12 protein-coding genes are annotated in these 15,948 nt (G+C 70.9%); 8 read left to right on the forward strand and 4 right to left on the reverse strand.

Features of this window, described 5'->3' with window-relative positions; all coding sequences use genetic code 11:
• Window positions 1–17: 17 nt before the first annotated feature.
• A complete protein-coding gene (locus ACUKCB_RS05550; RefSeq protein ID WP_473039383.1) occupies window positions 18–1,412 on the reverse strand; it encodes an MFS transporter in 1,395 nt (464 codons plus the stop codon).
• A 7-nt stretch (window positions 1,413–1,419) separates the two neighbouring features.
• Window positions 1,420–2,235 carry a glycerophosphodiester phosphodiesterase family protein gene (locus ACUKCB_RS05555; RefSeq protein ID WP_473039384.1) on the reverse strand — a complete coding sequence of 272 codons (816 nt, stop codon included), beginning with the start codon at window positions 2,233–2,235 and terminating at the stop codon, window positions 1,420–1,422.
• A 156-nt stretch (window positions 2,236–2,391) separates the two neighbouring features.
• Here ACUKCB_RS05555 and ACUKCB_RS05560 point away from each other — a divergent pair, with 156 nt between their 5' ends.
• The 5 genes from ACUKCB_RS05560 to ACUKCB_RS05580 all read left to right on the forward strand — a co-directional run bounded on the left by ACUKCB_RS05560 (window position 2,392) and on the right by ACUKCB_RS05580 (window position 8,724).
• Window positions 2,392–2,853 carry an Rv3235 family protein gene (locus ACUKCB_RS05560; RefSeq protein WP_473039385.1) on the forward strand — a complete coding sequence of 154 codons (462 nt, stop codon included), beginning with the start codon at window positions 2,392–2,394 and terminating at the stop codon, window positions 2,851–2,853.
• A 179-nt stretch (window positions 2,854–3,032) separates the two neighbouring features.
• Window positions 3,033–4,949, forward strand: a complete 1,917-nt coding sequence (locus ACUKCB_RS05565; RefSeq protein WP_473039386.1) for a S9 family peptidase — start codon at window positions 3,033–3,035, stop codon at window positions 4,947–4,949.
• Between the two features lie 478 nt (window positions 4,950–5,427).
• Complete coding sequence (locus ACUKCB_RS05570; RefSeq protein WP_473039387.1) at window positions 5,428–6,441, forward strand: C40 family peptidase; 1,014 nt, start codon at window positions 5,428–5,430, stop codon at window positions 6,439–6,441.
• A gap of 97 nt (window positions 6,442–6,538) precedes the next feature.
• Window positions 6,539–6,712 (forward strand): hypothetical protein, encoded by a 174-nt coding sequence (locus ACUKCB_RS05575; RefSeq protein WP_473039388.1) that lies wholly within the window; start codon window positions 6,539–6,541, stop codon window positions 6,710–6,712.
• Between the two features lie 251 nt (window positions 6,713–6,963).
• Window positions 6,964–8,724: a glycosyltransferase family 2 protein gene (locus tag ACUKCB_RS05580; RefSeq protein ID WP_473040935.1), complete on the forward strand. Its 1,761-nt coding sequence runs from the start codon at window positions 6,964–6,966 to the stop codon at window positions 8,722–8,724.
• A gap of 46 nt (window positions 8,725–8,770) precedes the next feature.
• Here ACUKCB_RS05580 and pstS read toward each other — a convergent pair whose 3' ends face one another.
• Window positions 8,771–9,934 carry a phosphate ABC transporter substrate-binding protein PstS gene (gene pstS / locus ACUKCB_RS05585; RefSeq protein WP_473039389.1) on the reverse strand — a complete coding sequence of 388 codons (1,164 nt, stop codon included), beginning with the start codon at window positions 9,932–9,934 and terminating at the stop codon, window positions 8,771–8,773.
• A 399-nt stretch (window positions 9,935–10,333) separates the two neighbouring features.
• Between pstS and treY the strand changes: the two genes are divergently transcribed.
• The 3 genes from treY (at window position 10,334) to ACUKCB_RS05600 (ending at window position 14,916) form a co-directional block, all read left to right on the forward strand.
• Entirely contained in the window at window positions 10,334–12,700 is a 2,367-nt protein-coding gene (gene treY, locus ACUKCB_RS05590) for a malto-oligosyltrehalose synthase (RefSeq protein WP_473039390.1), read from the forward strand.
• A 73-nt stretch (window positions 12,701–12,773) separates the two neighbouring features.
• Complete coding sequence (locus ACUKCB_RS05595; RefSeq protein ID WP_473039391.1) at window positions 12,774–13,646, forward strand: putative RNA methyltransferase; 873 nt, start codon at window positions 12,774–12,776, stop codon at window positions 13,644–13,646.
• A gap of 499 nt (window positions 13,647–14,145) precedes the next feature.
• Window positions 14,146–14,916, forward strand: a complete 771-nt coding sequence (locus tag ACUKCB_RS05600) for a transposase (protein ID WP_473039392.1) — start codon at window positions 14,146–14,148, stop codon at window positions 14,914–14,916.
• 151 nt (window positions 14,917–15,067) lie between these two features.
• On the opposite strand, the gene ACUKCB_RS05605 is transcribed toward ACUKCB_RS05600, so the two are convergent.
• Complete coding sequence (locus ACUKCB_RS05605) at window positions 15,068–15,874, reverse strand: GNAT family N-acetyltransferase (RefSeq protein WP_473039394.1); 807 nt, start codon at window positions 15,872–15,874, stop codon at window positions 15,068–15,070.
• Window positions 15,875–15,948 lie beyond the last annotated feature (74 nt).

The raw sequence follows: 15,948 nt of genomic DNA on the forward strand, positions 1-15,948 counted from the left end.
CCGGTCCGGAGCGCGGGTCAGAGCTTGGCGGGCACCTCGTTGCCCACGGCGAGGATGCCCTCGCGCATGCGGACCCGCCACAGCAGGACCCCGCCGAGCACGAAGAACGCGATCAGGGAGAGGATCGCCACCCGGTAGCCGCCGGTGAGGCTCACCGCGACGGTCACCACCAGGGAGCCCAGGAAAGTGGAGCCCTTGTCGGAGATCTGGAAGAGGCTGAAGTACTCCGCCTCCCGGCCGCGTGGGATGAGCTGGGAGAACATCGACCGGGCCAAGGACTGGGTGCAGCCCAGTACGAGGCCGATGCCGACACCCATCGCGACGAACAGGGCGACGTTGCCCGCGGGCAGGAAGTAGCCCACCCCCACCAGCAGGCACCAGACCACCAGGCTGCCGAGCACGGTCCGCTTCGGTCCCAGGCGGGCGGCGATCGCTCCGGTGGCGAACGCCCCCGCGAAGGCCACGAACTGGATGATGAGGATGGTCATGATCAGGGAGTCCTGGCCCAGGTTCAGGTCCTGGGTGGCGAAGGGGGCCGCGTAGCGGATGGTCGCCTGCACACCGTCGTTGAAGAAGATGAAGGCCAGCAGGAACAACATGGTGTCGGGGTACCTGCGCATGTCGCGCAGGGTGTGCCCGAAGTCGCGCAGGGACTCGCCGACCCTGGGCCGTCCGTGGCTGCGCGCGGCGAGCGCGCCGTAGCGGTTGCGCAGCGGCCTGATCGAGATGACCGTGAACCCGGCCCACCAGATACCGACCGAGGCGAAGGCCACCCGGGCGGCCCAGGCGGCGTCGTCGGCGGTGAGTACCAGGACCAGGTGGAAGGCGAGGAGGAGGGCCCCGCCCAGGTAGCCGATCCCCCACCCGGCGGCCGAGACCCGGTCCCGTTCGTCGGGTGTGGCGATCTCCGGAAGAAAGGCGTTGTAGACGACGATCGACAACCCGAACAGCAGGTTGGCCGCCAGGAACAGCACCGAGGCGAGCAGATAGCCCTCGGTGGTGAAGTACAGGGCGCTGGTGCACACCGAGCCGCCCGTGGCGAGCAGGAACAGCCAGGTCTTCTTGCGCTTGGTGCGGTCGGCCAGCGCGCCGACCAGCGGCAGCAGCAGGATCTGCAGCAGGATCGCGACCGTGGTCAGGGCCGGGTAGAGCGCGTTGGGGTGCAGCGCCAGGAAGTCGACGCCCAGCGGTGTGATGGCCAGGGAGGCGTCACGGCAGGCCTCGGTGTCGGCGGCTCCGACCGAGGCACAGGCCAGACCGCTCAGGTAGGGGCCGATGAGGACGGTGACCACCGAGGTGATGAACACCGAGTTCGCCCAGTCGTAGAGGTACCAGCCGCGTTGTTCGCGCCTGCGCTGGTCGGGGTCGGTCGAAGGGCTCTGGCCTTCGGCCGTTTCGGGGGGAGTGGACATCGCAGGGCTATCCGTTCTTCGGGGTTCTGGGGTGGCTCCGGTTCCAGCGGCCGCGTCGCAGGAGCAGCTCGCGCAGCCCGACGGTGTTGTCGGTGACGATTCCGTCCACCCCCGCTTCGAGCAGGCGTTCCATCACCTCGGTGTCGTTGATGGTCCACACGTGGACCTGCATGCCGAGCCGGTGCGCGGTGCGGATGACGTCCCGGCTGAGCAGGGGGAACCCGTTGTGGCTCAGGGGGATCTGGGCGCAGACCGGGACACGGCCGGCGACCGGGCGCAGAACCGGGGACAGGGAGGCCAGTCGGAGCCGGGCCACGTCCACCGGGCCACAGGACGTGGCGACCCGGGGGCCGTAGAGGCGGCGGGCCCGGTTCAGGCGGTCCTGGTCGAAGGAGCCCACGCACACCCGGTCCCAGGCGTTGGTGCGGCGGAGCACCTCCAGCAGGGGCAGGACGGCGCCGTCCGACTTCAGGTCGATGTTGAAACGCGCCTGGGGCCAGGTGCCGAGCAGGTCCTCCAGCAGGGGCACCGGCTCCTTGCCCGCGACACGGGCGCGGGCGACCTCGCCGTGCGGCAGTTCGGAGATGGCGCCCGGCCGGTCGGTGGTGCGGTCCAGGGTGTCGTCGTGGAAGGCCATGAGCACGCCGTCCCTGGTGGCGTGCACGTCCGTCTCCAGGTACGTGTAGCCCAGGTCCACGGCGTGTTGGAAGGCCACGGCCGTGTTCTCCAGCTCGGTGCGGCGCTCGCCCTGGTCGTCGGTGAGCCATCCGCCGCGGTGGGCGAGGGCGACGGGTACGGGGGAGGAAAGGTACGCGTGTGTCACGTCTTGAAGTATGACGGTTCCCGGGCGGGGGGTGCTCGGGCCGGGGCCCTCGTGTCGACTGCCGGGGAAAGCTGGAATTCCAGGTGGCACGGGCGTCCGGTCGGCGGCTCCTTGTAGGGGGTAAGGGCTTCGTTCCTCCTCGGAAGGGATCTGTTCATGTCGCACTCCTCCCACGGTCACCCCTGTCGGCGTCCGCTCTGCGTCCGCGCGTCCGCCCACCCCTGGCGGCCGGCGCGCACCCCCGCGCGCACCCCTGTCCGGGGCATGTCGGTGGGCCGGTGCGGGGCACCCCTGCTGGCGGGCCACCGGACCCCCGGGGACGTGCACAGGCTGGCCCAGCAGATGGCCGAGGTCCTTGTCGGCAGGCGTGCCCCGGAGGTGCTGCGCAACCAGGTGACGGTGCCGGTCCGGGAGGAGCTGCGTCGTCTGCGCGGCACGGTCGGGTGCGCCATGGCGCCCCGTCTGGCCAGGGTGTTCCACCAACCGCTGGGCGCGTCGGGGGTGGAGGCCAGCGCCGTGATCGACTGTGACCGGCGCTCGCGGGTGTTCGCGTTCCGGCTGCGCAGGGAGGGCGGGCGCTGGGTCTGCACGCGTTTGGAGACCGACCGGGGGCACTGAGGTACGGAGCGCCCCAGCGGTGACCGAAAAGCCGGAAAGGCCTGGATCTGCCCGGTTGTGCATCGATAGGGTCCGGGTGGGATGGCCCCCTGATCGGAGGCCTGACCGGGCCACCGGGATCCCAGTACCCAAGGGAAGGAGACGGCGGACGAGCCCTCGGGCTCGGCCGCCACTCGTGTATGAAACCCGCTGACATCGCCCGCCTGCACAGCATCGGCGCCCCCTCGCTGTCCCCCGACGGCAGCCGCGCGGTCTTCGCCGTAACCCGGCCCGACCTGGAGGAGGACGCCTACCCCGGCTCCCTGTGGAGCGTGCCCACCGACGGTTCCGAGCCGCCCCGCAAGCTCACCCGGGGTACACGTGACAGCTCCCCGCTCTTCTCACCCGACGGCCGTTGGATCGCCTTCCTCCGTCCGGACGAGGACAGTCACGCGCAGATCCACGTGCTGCCCGCCGACGGCGGTGAGCCGTGGAAGGTCACCGGCCACCCCCTCGGAGCGGGCCCGTTCAGTTGGAGCCCCGACTCCACCCGCCTGGCCTACAACGCGCGGGTGCCGGAGGAGAAGCGCTATGTGGACGGCGCCCCGGACAACGAGCCGCCGCGCCGGATCACCGCCCTGAAGTACCGGGCCGACGGCCTCGGGTTCACCAACGACCGGCGCCGGCACATCTTCGTCAGCGCTCCGATCGACCCCTCCGGCGAGGCGGGCGAGCCGGCCCGGATCACCGAGGGGGACGCCGACCACGGCCAGCCGGTCTGGACCCCGGACGGCAGCGGCCTGGTGTTCGACGCGGCCCTGCACCCGAGCCGCGACACCGACCTGTACACGGACGTGTGGACCTGCGCCCCCGAGCCCGGTGCGGAGCTGCGCAGGATCACCCGGGGCGACCTGGACGCGGGGGCCCCGAGCCTGTCCGGGGACGGTGCCACCGTGTACTTCCTTGGTGATGAGCTGGGCCCGGAGGGTGATGACTTCGTGGGCCGGGCGTCCGGCCTGTGGTCGGTCCCCTTCGACGGCTCCGAGGCTCCCCGGCGGCTGACCGGCACCGAGGACCCGCGGACCGTGCTCTCGCCCGGCACGCGTGCCCGGATGACGGACCACGGTGTCCTGGTGGCCGGTGAGAACCGCGGGGCGGTCGAGCTGTACCGGATCACTCCGGGCGGTGTGCGCACCACCCTGGTGGGCGGGCGCGTCGAGGTGAAGGGCTTCGACCACGCGGGTGGGGTCACCGTCGCGGTGGCCGCAGGCGAGCGCGACAGTGGAGAGCTGTACGCGGTCGCGGGGGAGGGCGCGGACGTCCGGGCCCTGACCTCCTTCACCGACCAGGTGCTGGATCCGCTGCCGGTGGTCGAGCTGACCGCCCGCACCGGGGACGGCAACGAGGTCCACGGCTGGGTGGCGGTGCCCGAGGGCGAGGGGCCCCATCCGGTGGTGCTGATGATCCACGGCGGCCCGTTCGCCCAGTACGGCTGGCAGCTCTTCGACGAGACCCAGGTCTACGCGGCGGCCGGGTACGCGGTGGTCTACTGCAACCCGCGCGGTTCGGCGGGTTACGGTCAGGAGTACGCCCGGGCGATCATCGGCTCGGTGGGCGCCGTGACCTCGATCGACGTCCTGGCCTTCCTGGACAAGGCGCTCGAGGACGATCGGCTGGACGCCTCCAGGGTGGGGGTGATGGGCGGTTCGCACGGCGGTTTCATGACCACGTGGATCGCAGCCCACCACGGCGAGCGCTTCCGCGCCGCGATCAGTGAGCGGGCGGTCAACGCGATCGACAGCTTCCACGGGTCCTCCGACATCGGCTCCCTCTTCCCGGAGCCGCTGTACGGACCGCCGCAGAGCTGGCACGAGGAGAGCCCGCTCACCTACGCGGACCGGATCGAGGGACCGTTCCTGATCATCCACTCCGAACAGGACTGGCGCTGCCCCGTCGAACAGGCCCAGCGCCTGTTCGTGTCGCTCAAGCGGCGCGGGGTCGAGACCGAGATGCTGCTGTTCCCGGGCGAGGGGCACGAGCTGTCGCGTTCGGGCCTGCCCAGCCACCGGGTGGCCCGGTTCGAGGCGATCCTGGACTGGTGGGCTCGCTACCTGTGACCTGCGCGGGGGCGGGCGCCGCGGGCGCCCGCCCCCTTCCCCGATTTGATGTGAGACGCATCACGGTCAAATCGGGGCTTGGTCTGGTTTTGGTGTGCTCTGCGAGGGAATGAGGCGCCCTCAGCCGCGCTCGTGGCGGACTTCCCGGGGAGGACGTGGTCCTCGCGGGGCAAGCGGGTTGCCCAGCGGGAGGTAACGAAAGGGTCGCGTCCGGTCCCAGGGATGAATTAGTGTTCCCCCAGGTCGGATTGTCCTAGTTCGTCACCACCAGGGTGGCAGCGTCCGACCCGCCGTTGCACCCTGCTCAACAGCTGTCCTTTTCCCATGAGCAGGGGCCGTCACGACGCCCGGCGATCTCTCACGGCACCTCTCGCCGCCGCCGGATCCCCCTCGCCACGCATCCCCGCGCCGTCCCTCGGCGTGCCTTCGGGATGTTCAAGTGCCGGTAAACGGGTATGGGAGAAAGGCAGTCGGTGCTTTGACCCGCAATCTTGAACCCACCCGTCGTCTGACCACGGTCGGCTTCGTCGCCCTCGGTGCCGTGGTGCTCTCCTCCGGGGTGGCGCTGGCCGACCCCTCGGAGTCGGAGGCCCGTGAGCGCTACGAGGAGCTTCAGGAGGAGCTCTCCGAGCTGAACGCCGCCTACAACGAGGCGCAGGAGGACCACTCCTCGGCCCAGACCGAGCTGGAGGACCTCCAGACGCAGTTGGAGCAGGCCCAGGAGGAGCTGGAAGCCGCTTCCGGTCAGGTCTCCGTGATCGTGCAGGGCGCCTACACCGGTGCCACCCACAGCTCCATGGGCGTCCTCTTCGGCGGTGAGGCCGACACCGCCCTGCAGAACATCGCTGACCTCGACTACCTCTCCGCGGGGCAGCAGACGGTGCTCGCCGACTACGTGAGCGGCGTCGAGCACGCCGAGGAGCTGTACAACGCGGCGGAGGCGACCGAGGAGGCCGCGGCCGAGTCCCTGGAAGCCGCCGAGACCGCCATGTCCGAGGGCGAGACCGCCCTGGACGAGCAGGCCGAGGTGCTGGAGAGCCTGGGCGGCGTCGATCCGATCGCCGCCGAGGCCGCAGACGGCAGTGGTGGCGGAGGCAGCGGATCCTCGGGGAGCACCGCCGCCGTGTCCGGTGACGTCCAGGCGGTCCTGGACTTCGCCCGGGCCCAGATCGGCAAGCCCTACGTGTGGGGCGGTACCGGTCCCGACGGCTACGACTGCTCCGGCCTCACCCAGGCCGCCTGGGCCCAGGCGGGCGTGAACCTGCCGCGCACCACCTATGACCAGGTCAACGCCGGGACCCCGGTCTCGCGCGACCAGCTCCAGCCCGGTGACCTGATGTTCTTCTACAGCGCCTCGGCCCCGAGCCACGTGGGCATCTACTCCGGTAACGGCATGATGATCCACGGCTCCAACCCGTCCAAGCCGCTGGAGGAGGTCTCGCTGGCCGCCTACTGGGACGGCGTCTTCACCGGTGCCGTCCGTCCGGCCTGACCGGTCCCCGGCCCGCCCCCTGCGCCTGGGGTGCGGGCCGGGGTCGCCCCACGGGCCGGGGTCCCGGCCGGGAGTGCGGTCGCGTATTCTTCCGCGCATGGGACGTCTACTGCTCAGGGTCGCCGCCGGTGTCGCGGCCGTGATCGCCCTCTTCTGGCTGCTGTCGGCGATCGTCGGCCTGCTGGTCTGGCTCGTCATGATCGCTCTGGTCGCCGGGGTCGTCTTCCTCGGCGTCAGGATGCTGAAGGCGGACGCCCGCTCGGGGAGCTGAACCGGATGAACTCCGGAAGCCGAACCGGAGGAAGGGGCCGAGAGGCTGCTTCGGGGGTTCTGGTCCAGGCGGTCGGCTCGGTCCGGCCCGGGTGGGCCGAGGGGCGGACATGCCGTACTGAAAGACCAAATCGGAGGGGACATTCGGTGCGCCGAGTCTCACTCCGGGTCCCCAGGCATCGCTATAGTGACTCTGTGTCACTGAATAAGCACGTAGGGTCTCATGTTGACGGGGTGTCGCACCGCGGCCGGGTGGAGCGGGTCTCGGCCCGTGTCTTCCGCAACGACTGGAGTGCGCTGACACCCCCCGCCATCGGCCGCTGGACACCGGAACTCAGTGTCAGCGTCATCATCCCCGCCAGGGGCGGCCAGGGCAGTCTCGACCTCACCCTGGCAGCCCTGTGCGCCCAGACCTACCCGGCGCACCTGTTCGAGGTCGTGGTCGTCGACGACCACTCCGCGCCGCCCCTGAGCCTGCCCGACCTGCGCCCCGGGAGCTGCCGTGTGGTGGCCGCGCCCGATGGCGGCTGGGGGGCCGGATACGCCCGTGCCTACGGGGCGCACGCCAGCACCGGCGACATCCTGATGTGGATGGACGCCGACATGGTCGCCTGCCCCGAGTTCGTCGAGGCCCAGGCCCGCTGGCACCACACCCACGCCGAGTGCGTCACCCTCGGCCGGGTCCGCTTCACCGACGCCGAACCCCGCGGCCCCGAGGGCGTCCTCGCGGCGGCCCGGGCGGGCGAGCTGCACCGTGAACTGGACACCGGGGGACGCCACGACTGGATCGAGCACCTCCTCGACCAGAGCGACCACCTGCGCGACGCCGACCACCTCGGCTTCCACGCCTACCTGGGCGCCGCAGCCGCCGTGCGGCGCAGCCTCTACGAGGCGGCCGGAGGCGTGGACCCCGACCTCGACCTGGGGCAGGACACAGAGTTCGGTTACCGGCTGTGGCAGGCCGGGGCGGTCATGGTCCCCGAGCGCGACGCCACCGCCTGGCACGTGGGACCGGCCTCCACGGCCCGCACCCGTCTGCCCTCGGAACGCTTCCGCACCGAGGTCCTGGCCGAACTCATGCCGCACCCGCACGCCTACCGGGAGCGGGTCCCCGTGCAGCGCCGACGCACCCCGCTGGTGCACGCCGTGGTGGACGTGGCCGGAGCCCCCTACGACCTGGTACGCGGCTGCGTGGACCGGCTCCTCAACGGCACCGAGACCGACCTGGTCGTGACCCTGGTCGCCGACTGGGAGGGTGCCCGGGCGGCCCCGGGGGGACGCGAGGGCCCCCACCTGGACCTGCGCCTCGTCCAGGCCAACTACCTGCGTGAACCGCGCGTCTCCTTCGCCTCTGCCGCACCGAGGACCGGGTTCCCCTCACCCTTCCTCCTCCAGGTGCCGGTCGCCTGGGGGCTCGGGGAGTTGGCCCTGTCCCGCCTTCTCGCCAGCGCCGAACGCGCCCGCGCCGGGCTCACCGAACTCTTCCTCGCCGCCGCGCCCACCCGCGACGCCGGGGTGCGGCTGTGGCGCACCCGGGCCCTGGCCCGCGCCATGCGGGTGTGCGGCGAGGAGGAGGACCTGGCCGACGTGGTCGCCGAACTGCACGGCCGTTACCGGATCCACGGGGGCGAGGGCACTCTCACCGACCTGACCCTGCACCGCTCGGTCCCGCCCGCGCCCCGGCCCGGCGGCGGTGCCTGGCCGGTTCCCGGCCCTCCGGCGGCCGACCGGGTCGACGGAGTCAACAGGACCGGCGGGGTTCGCGGGGCGGGGGACGACAGGGCGGTCGGCGGAGCGGACAGGGCCGGGAAGGGTGCAAAGGGCTCCCGGTCCGGCAGGGGAAGGGCCCGGGGCGGCAGGGTGCGGAACGAGGGCTCGGAGCGACCGCGCAGACGGGGGCTGGGCGCCGTGTTGCGCTCCCTGTGGCACCGCGCCTGCCGCGCCTCCGGGCGGGAGATGCCCGACGAGTGGGACGAGGAGACCGGGCCCGGGGGCCCGACCGCTGCCGGATAGGTGGCCGAGGACACCCGTCCGAAGGGCCGGACCCGCCGGGGCCGGATCAGGAGCCGATCGCCTCGATGGAGGCCAGCAGGTCGGCGCGCAGGGAGTCGTTGACCGGGGTCGAGTCGGTCTCCGCGGAGACTTCCTGCTGCCCCTCGGGGCTCACCACGTACCTCAGGAACGCCTTGACCCGCTCGGCCTCCTTCGGGTCCGGGTAGTTCAGGCACACCGTCTCGTAGCTGACCAGGACCATCGGGTAACTGCCCGGCTCGGTGGTGCCGTAGTCCAGGTCCAGCGCGAGGTCGTACTCGCTGGTGTTCTCCTCGCGGCGGGGGGAGTCGGCCACGACCTGGGCTGCCGCCTCGGGGGCGATCTCGACGAACTCCCCGCCCACGCCGATGCTCACCGCGGACAGACCGTGCAGGTGGGACATCTCCACGTATCCGATGGCGCCCTCCGCCCGTGAGACGGTGTCGGCGATACCGCTGTTGCCCTGGGCGGACTCGCGGGGGGTGATCGGCCACTGGCCGCCGGGCTCGTGCGGCCAGGAGTCGTCCGCGGCCGCCGAGAGGTAGTTGGTGAAGTTCTCCGTGGTGCCGGAGTCGTCAGCCCGGTTGACCGGGGTGATCGGCAGGTCGGGCAGGTCGGCCTCGGGGTTGTCCTGCGCGATCTCCGGGTCGTTCCAGTGCGTGATGTCCTGGTTGAAGATCCGCGCCAGGGTGTCCGGGCGGAGGTTCAGCGAGTCGATCCCCTCCAGGTTGAACACCACCGCGATCGCCACCACGTAGGCGGGCAGGTTGATGGTGTCGGAGCCACCGCAACGCTCCAGGGCGTCCTCGTTCTCCTCGGGGTCCATCGCCGCGTCCGTCCCGGCGAAGGTCACCGCGCCGTCGATGAACTGGTTGCGGCCACCGCCCGAACCGATCGAGTCGTAGTAGATGCGCGCGTCCTCGCAGGCGGACTGGTAACCCGCGATCCACGTCGTCATCGCGTTCTCCTGGGCGCTGGAGCCGGCGCCGTCCAGGCTGCCGGAGAAGCACTCCAGATCGTCGGGGACCGCCGGGGCCGCGCCCTGGACGGCCTCGTCGCTGCCGCAGGCCGTCGTCGCCAGCAGTAGCCCGGCCAGCGCGGCCGAGGCCGCGCCCCGGTAGGCGCCCGAACGGTGCCGGGGGTGGAGCTGGGAGCGGGACTGGGTGCGGGTGCGCTTGTTGGACGGGAGCACGCTGCTTCTATCCCCTTCGTCGGTGTCGGTGGTCCTGATTGTCTTCACCGCTCGCGACCGGTTCCCGGCGCGTTGTCGCTGGTAATGGAACACCGCCGAAGAATTTAACCATTGCCGGACCACCTTTCCCAACGCGGGTGTGTGCGGAACAGGACGTATCCGTGGCGCTTCGGGGGACTCCAGATGGACAAAAGGTGAACTAAGGGTTTTTCATCGGTGAAGGTTCGTGCTCGTGGCCCCGGGACCAGCCGGGGCGGAGGGGGAACGGAAGTCGGAACGGTGCGGCAACGGACAGGAACGGGGCGGGTCCGCACGCGCATGACACGCCGATCCGACGGGCAGTGATCCCCCGTGATGAGTGCGCACAGCGACCCCCGGGACGGGTCCACGAACGGTTCCATGAACAGGTCCGCGACGCCTACGTCGACCTACCGGCTCCAGCTCCGGCCCGGGTTCGGCCTGGCCGAGGCGGCCGATCTGCTCGAGCACCTGCATCGGCTCGGCGTCGGTGCCGTGTACCTGTCACCCATCCTCACCGCGACCCCCGGATCCGACCACGGCTACGACGTGGTGGATCCCACACGGGTCTCCGAGGCCCTCGGCGGTGAACAAGCCCACGAAGAACTCGCCGCGCGGGCGCACGCACTCGGCATGGGGGTGGTCATCGACATCGTGCCCAACCACATGTCCGTGGCCCGCCCCGACGCCAACCCGTGGTGGTGGGACGTCCTCGCGCACGGCCGGGACTCGGTCTACGCACGCTGCTTCGACGTGGACTTCGACTCCGGGCCGATACTGGTGCCCGTCCTTGGCGACGACGGGGACGATGGCCGGGCGGCCCTGGCCGAACTCACCCTCGCCGACGGCCACCTCGTCTACTCCGACAAACGCTTCCCACTGGCGCCGGGCACGTACACCCCCGGCGACAGCGCCGCCGACGTGCACGAACGCCAGCACTACCGGCTGGTCTCCTGGCGGCGGGGCGACAGTGAACTCAACTACCGCCGCTTCTTCGACGTCGACCACCTCGCCGCCGTCCGAGTCGAGGAGCCGGGCGTCTTCGACGCCACCCACGCCGAGATCCTCCGCTGGGCGGCGCAGGACGGGGCCGACGGCCTCCGGGTGGACCACGTCGACGGTCTCAGCGACCCCGGCGGCTACCTGCGCCGCCTCGCCGAGCGCTTCGACGGATGGATCGTGGTGGAGAAGATCCTCGCCCCCGGCGAGTCCCTGCCCGACTCCTGGCCGGTCGCCGGAACCACCGGTTACGACGCCCTGAGGGAGATCTGCGGGGTGTTCGTCGCCCCCGACGCCGAGCCCGCCCTGACCGCTCTGGCACGGGAGCGGGGCGTTCCCACCGACACCGGTGCCATCGACCACCAGGCCCGCTCCCACGCCGCGGCGGAACTGCTGCGCGCCGAGGTGAGCCGGATCGCCGCGCTGTTGGCCGAAGGGGAAGGCGGGGAGGAGAACGGTCGGGAGGCCGAGAACAGGAGGGAGGCCGTGGCCGAGCTCCTCACCTCCTTCGACGTCTACCGTTCCTACCTGCCCGAAGCCGAATCGGCCTGGGCCCGGGCCGTACGCACCGCCGCCGAACGCCGACCCGACCTCGAACCCGTCCTGAAAACCGTCGACCGCACCGTCCGGGAGGACCCCCGCGGTGAACTCGCCCGCCGTGTCCAGCAGACCAGCGGCATGGTCGTGGCCATGGGCACCGAGAACACCGCCTTCTACCGGGGCACCCGCTTCGTCGCCCTGAACGAGGTCGGCGGCGACCCGGCCGGGTTCGGTGTGGACCCGGACTCCTTCCACGAGGCCAATCTCCGACGCGAGGCCGCCGAGCCGTACACCATGACCGCGCTGTCCACCCACGACACCAAACGCTCCGAGGACGTGCGCGCCCGTCTGGCCGTCCTTGCGGAGATCCCGGAGGACTTCGCCGACGCCGTGCGCCGCTGGAGCGCACGGGCGCCCCTGCCCGAACCGTCGCTCGACCTCCTTGGCTGGCAGACCCTCCTGGGGGCCTGGCCCCTGTCCGAGGAACGCCTGGTCGAGTACCTGCTCAAGGCGGCGCGGGAAGCCCGTCTGGGTACGTCCTGGACCGCGCAGGACCCCGACTTCGAGGCCCGGATCCGGGACTGGCCCGCCCGGCTGCGCGCGGACACCGAACTGTACGCCGAGATCAGGGCCATGGCCGAGTCCCTTCAACAACCGGGCTGGAGCAACTCCCTGGGGCAGAAGGCCGTCCAGCTCCTGGGCCCGGGCGTGCCCGACGTCTACCAGGGCACCGAACTGTGGGATCTGTCCCTGGTCGATCCGGACAACCGCAGGCCCGTCGACCACCAGGCCCGGGCCGCACTCCTGGCTCGGATCGAACAGGGGTGGCGCCCGCCCGTCGACGAGAGCGGCGCGGCCAAACTCCACCTGCTCCGCACCTGCCTGACCGCCCGCCGGGAACTGGGCCCCGCCGGATACCTTCCGCTGACCGCGCAGGGGTCCTCCGCCGCACACGCCCTGGCCTTCGCCCGCACCACCCGGGGCTCCCGCCGACCGGCCCTGGCGGTGGTGGCGACCAGACTGCCGCTGACCCTGGCCGACACGGGCGGCTGGGGCGACACGGTTCTCCCCCTGCCCTCGGGCCCGGGGGAGTGGACCGACCGCCTCACCGGCCGGACCATCGCCCCGACCCGGATGGACGGCCTGACCACGGCCCACCTGGCCGAGGTGCTCGACACCTACCCGGTGGCGGTGCTGGTGCGGGGGTGATGGAGCTGGGGTGTGCGGTGGGTGTTGGTGTGTGGGGGCTGAGGCGGGCTGCACCGGTAGGCTGACCGCGATCATGACGAACACCCACACCGGCCCCGAGCTGCGCATGCCCGCCTCCGTCGCGGCCTCCCTGACCTGCCCCGTCTGCGGACGACACCTGGAACGGGGACCCCGTGGCCTGGCCTGCGCGGACGGGCACAGTTTCAATATCGCCCGGGAGGGCTACGCGGGTCTGCTCACCGGAGCCACCCCGCCCGGGACCGGCGACAGCAAGGAGATGATCGCCGCCCGCCTCCGCTTCCAGGGCCGCGGGCACTACGATCCCATCGGCCTGGCCCTGGCCGAAGAGCTGACGACGGCCCGGATCGGTGCCGGGAGTGTCATCGTCGACATCGGCGGCGGCACCGGCCACTACCTCACCCAGGTCCTGGACGAATTCCCCGACGCGGTCGGCCTGACCACCGACGTCTCCAAGTTCGCCGCACGGAAGGCGGCCAGGGCGCACCCCCGCAGCGGAGCGGTCACCGCTGACTCCTGGCGCGCTCTGCCGCTCGCCGACGGCACCGCCGACGCCGTACTCAACGTCTTCGCCCCCCGCAACGCCCCCGAGTTCCACCGCGTACTCAAACCCGGTGGCGTGCTCGTGGTGGTCGCCCCCGAAACCGACCACCTCACCGAGCCCCGGGCCGCCCTGGGGCTGCTGGACGTCGACCCCCGCAAGGGCGAGCGCCTTGCCGAAAGCCTCGGGGACCACTTCTCACCGGAGGCCAGCAGGCAGGTGCGCTTCACCATGGAGTTGTCCCACGAGGATGTTCTGACCGTCGTTGGCATGGGACCCAGCGCCCGGCACACCACCCCGGAGGATCTGGCCGAGCGGGTCGGGAAGCTCCCCGCCCCCATGGCGGTCACCGCCTCCGTCCGGCTCCGGGCCTACCGGGCCAGGTAACACAGGCGGGGCGTTGAAGCCGGCTCCCACCAGGAAGTACGGAGCACCGGACTTCTCATCCGACGGTCGCAGGTTCGAATCCTGCTGGGTGCGCCACAAAACCCCAGGTCAGACGGGGTGCACGAGGATCTCGGGAGAGGTCCTCGCGGCGTTTTCGGGGCTTGTGTGCTCCTCGTGTGCTCCCCAGTACAAGGTGAGTGCAGGTGAGGGCGGACCTCGCGGAGCACTTTGCCGTTCCGTGACCCTGCGACTGCGCCCGGTCCGCTCCTTGTCCACGCAGCAGCGTCCCGCAACTACCTTCCCCTCGACCGAGCAACCGATCCACCTCATGTGACGCCAGCACGCAGAGCCTGACCGACTGCAAACACAAGCCGGTTGGCCGCATTCGGACAACAGAGCCGAGGACTGCTGAGCAGGAAGCTAAAGTCGCAAGTGCAGACTGGACTGATCAACCTAAGGGTTGTCCCGTTGCTGCTGATCGCAGTGGGATGCTCTTGATGTGGCTGGTGTGATCACGGCGTCGGAGCCGTCCTGGATAGCCCCGTTCACTGGGCTGAGCCCACGCTGCTTCGGCAAGTTGGTGACCCACGTGCGCCACGGGACCGCAGGCGAATCGCAGCGCGGGCGGCCGTGGAGCCTTCCTTTGGAGGATCGAGTGTTGCTGGTTGCTACGTACTGGCGCACAAATTTGACGCTGCGCCAACTCGGTCCGCTCTTCGGCGTCTCCAAGTCAGCGGCCGCCCGGATTATCGACCACCTCGGCCCCAAGCTCGCCTTCCAGCCGCGTAGGCGGTTCCGCCAGGACACTGTGCTCATCGTGGACGGCACTCTCGTGCCCACCCGCGATCACACAGTGGCCGAGCAGTCGAAGAACTACCGTTACTCGACCAACCACCAGGTCGTCATCGATGCCGACAGCCGCCTCGTGGTGGTGGTCGGCCGACCACTGCCCGGTAACCGCAACGACTGCCGAGCGTGGGCGGAATCCGGAGCGAAGGACGCTGTCGGTGCCACGATGACCATCGCAGACGGAGGCTATCCGGGTACCGGCCTGGTGATTCCCCACCGCCGCGCGAACGGCCACGCCGAACTGCCGGGCTGGAAGCAAGAGCACAACCGCTCCCACAAACAGGTCAGGGCCCGTGTCGAGCACGCCTTCGCCCGCATGAAGGGGTGGAAGATCCTGCGCGACTGCCGTCTCAGGAGCGACGGCGTGCACCACGCGATGCTCGGCATCGCGCGCCTGCACAACCTGGCCCTTGTGGGCTGAGAGGGCGTTCTCTCTCCGACCTCCATATGTGGTTCTCACTGGTCAGACATGAGGTCGAAGCTGGAGGCCCTTCAGGCCGATGCCCCGGGCGTGCAGCGTTGCCGATGGACTACCAGGCGTGGGTGAGCAGCAGCGCAGTTGCCGTGACGGGTCAGGGGGTGAGGGCGTACTCGGTGAAGTGGCCGCTGACGGTGAACCCGAGGCGGTGGTAGACGGGTTCCCCGTCGGCGGACGCCTGCAGCACCGCGGTCCCGTAGCCCGCCTCGCGGGCGGTGTGCAGGGTGGCCGCAGTGATGGCGCCGCCATAGCCGCGGCGGCGGTCGGTGGCGAGGGTGGCGATGTTGTAGATCCCGGCGACGCCCGCGTGCAGGAAGACCTCGGCCGAGCAGACGGGCCGGCCGTCAACGTAGCCGACCAGATAGCGGGCGGGGCAGTCGTCGGCAAGCGCCCAGTCGGCGGTGTCGGCGAAGAACTGGCGCACCGTGGCGGCGGGCGGGTTCCAGTTCGCGGCGAGGACCGTGGCGTAGTCGGCGAGCTGTTCCGGAGTGGTGGCCGGGCGGATCGCCAGGCCGTCGACGTGCGCGTCGGGGAGGGGGCCGCGCAGGTCCTTCCACATACCCGCCTCCGTTTCCGACGCCTCCAGCCCGGCGGACTGAAGATGCTCGGCGAGATTGCCCGGCGTGGAGGCAGGGCCCACCCACCATGAGAAGGGGCGACCGGCGGCGGCCAGTGTCCGGGCCGTCTCCGCGACGCGGGCCGGGGCGGTGCCCGGGGTGAAGCGGGCCCTCGCGACGATGTTGAAGGTGTCGTCGTCGAGACCGCTGTCGGCGATCAGCAGGTCGTCGGTCTCGGTAACGGACGCACCCTTGAGGGTTCGGTGCAGGTGGCAGGCGTGCTCGGCGAGATTCAGCTCCATCGCGAGCGGAAGGTCGGATTCATGGACGGACGGGATGTGCATAGGGTTCATGATGATCCATCCCAGCATGGCGTCTGGGGTGCTCGCAGGTCCTTTTTCCGTACCTGTGAACGGGC

The sequence above is a fragment of the Nocardiopsis moroccensis genome (genome assembly GCF_055763695.1).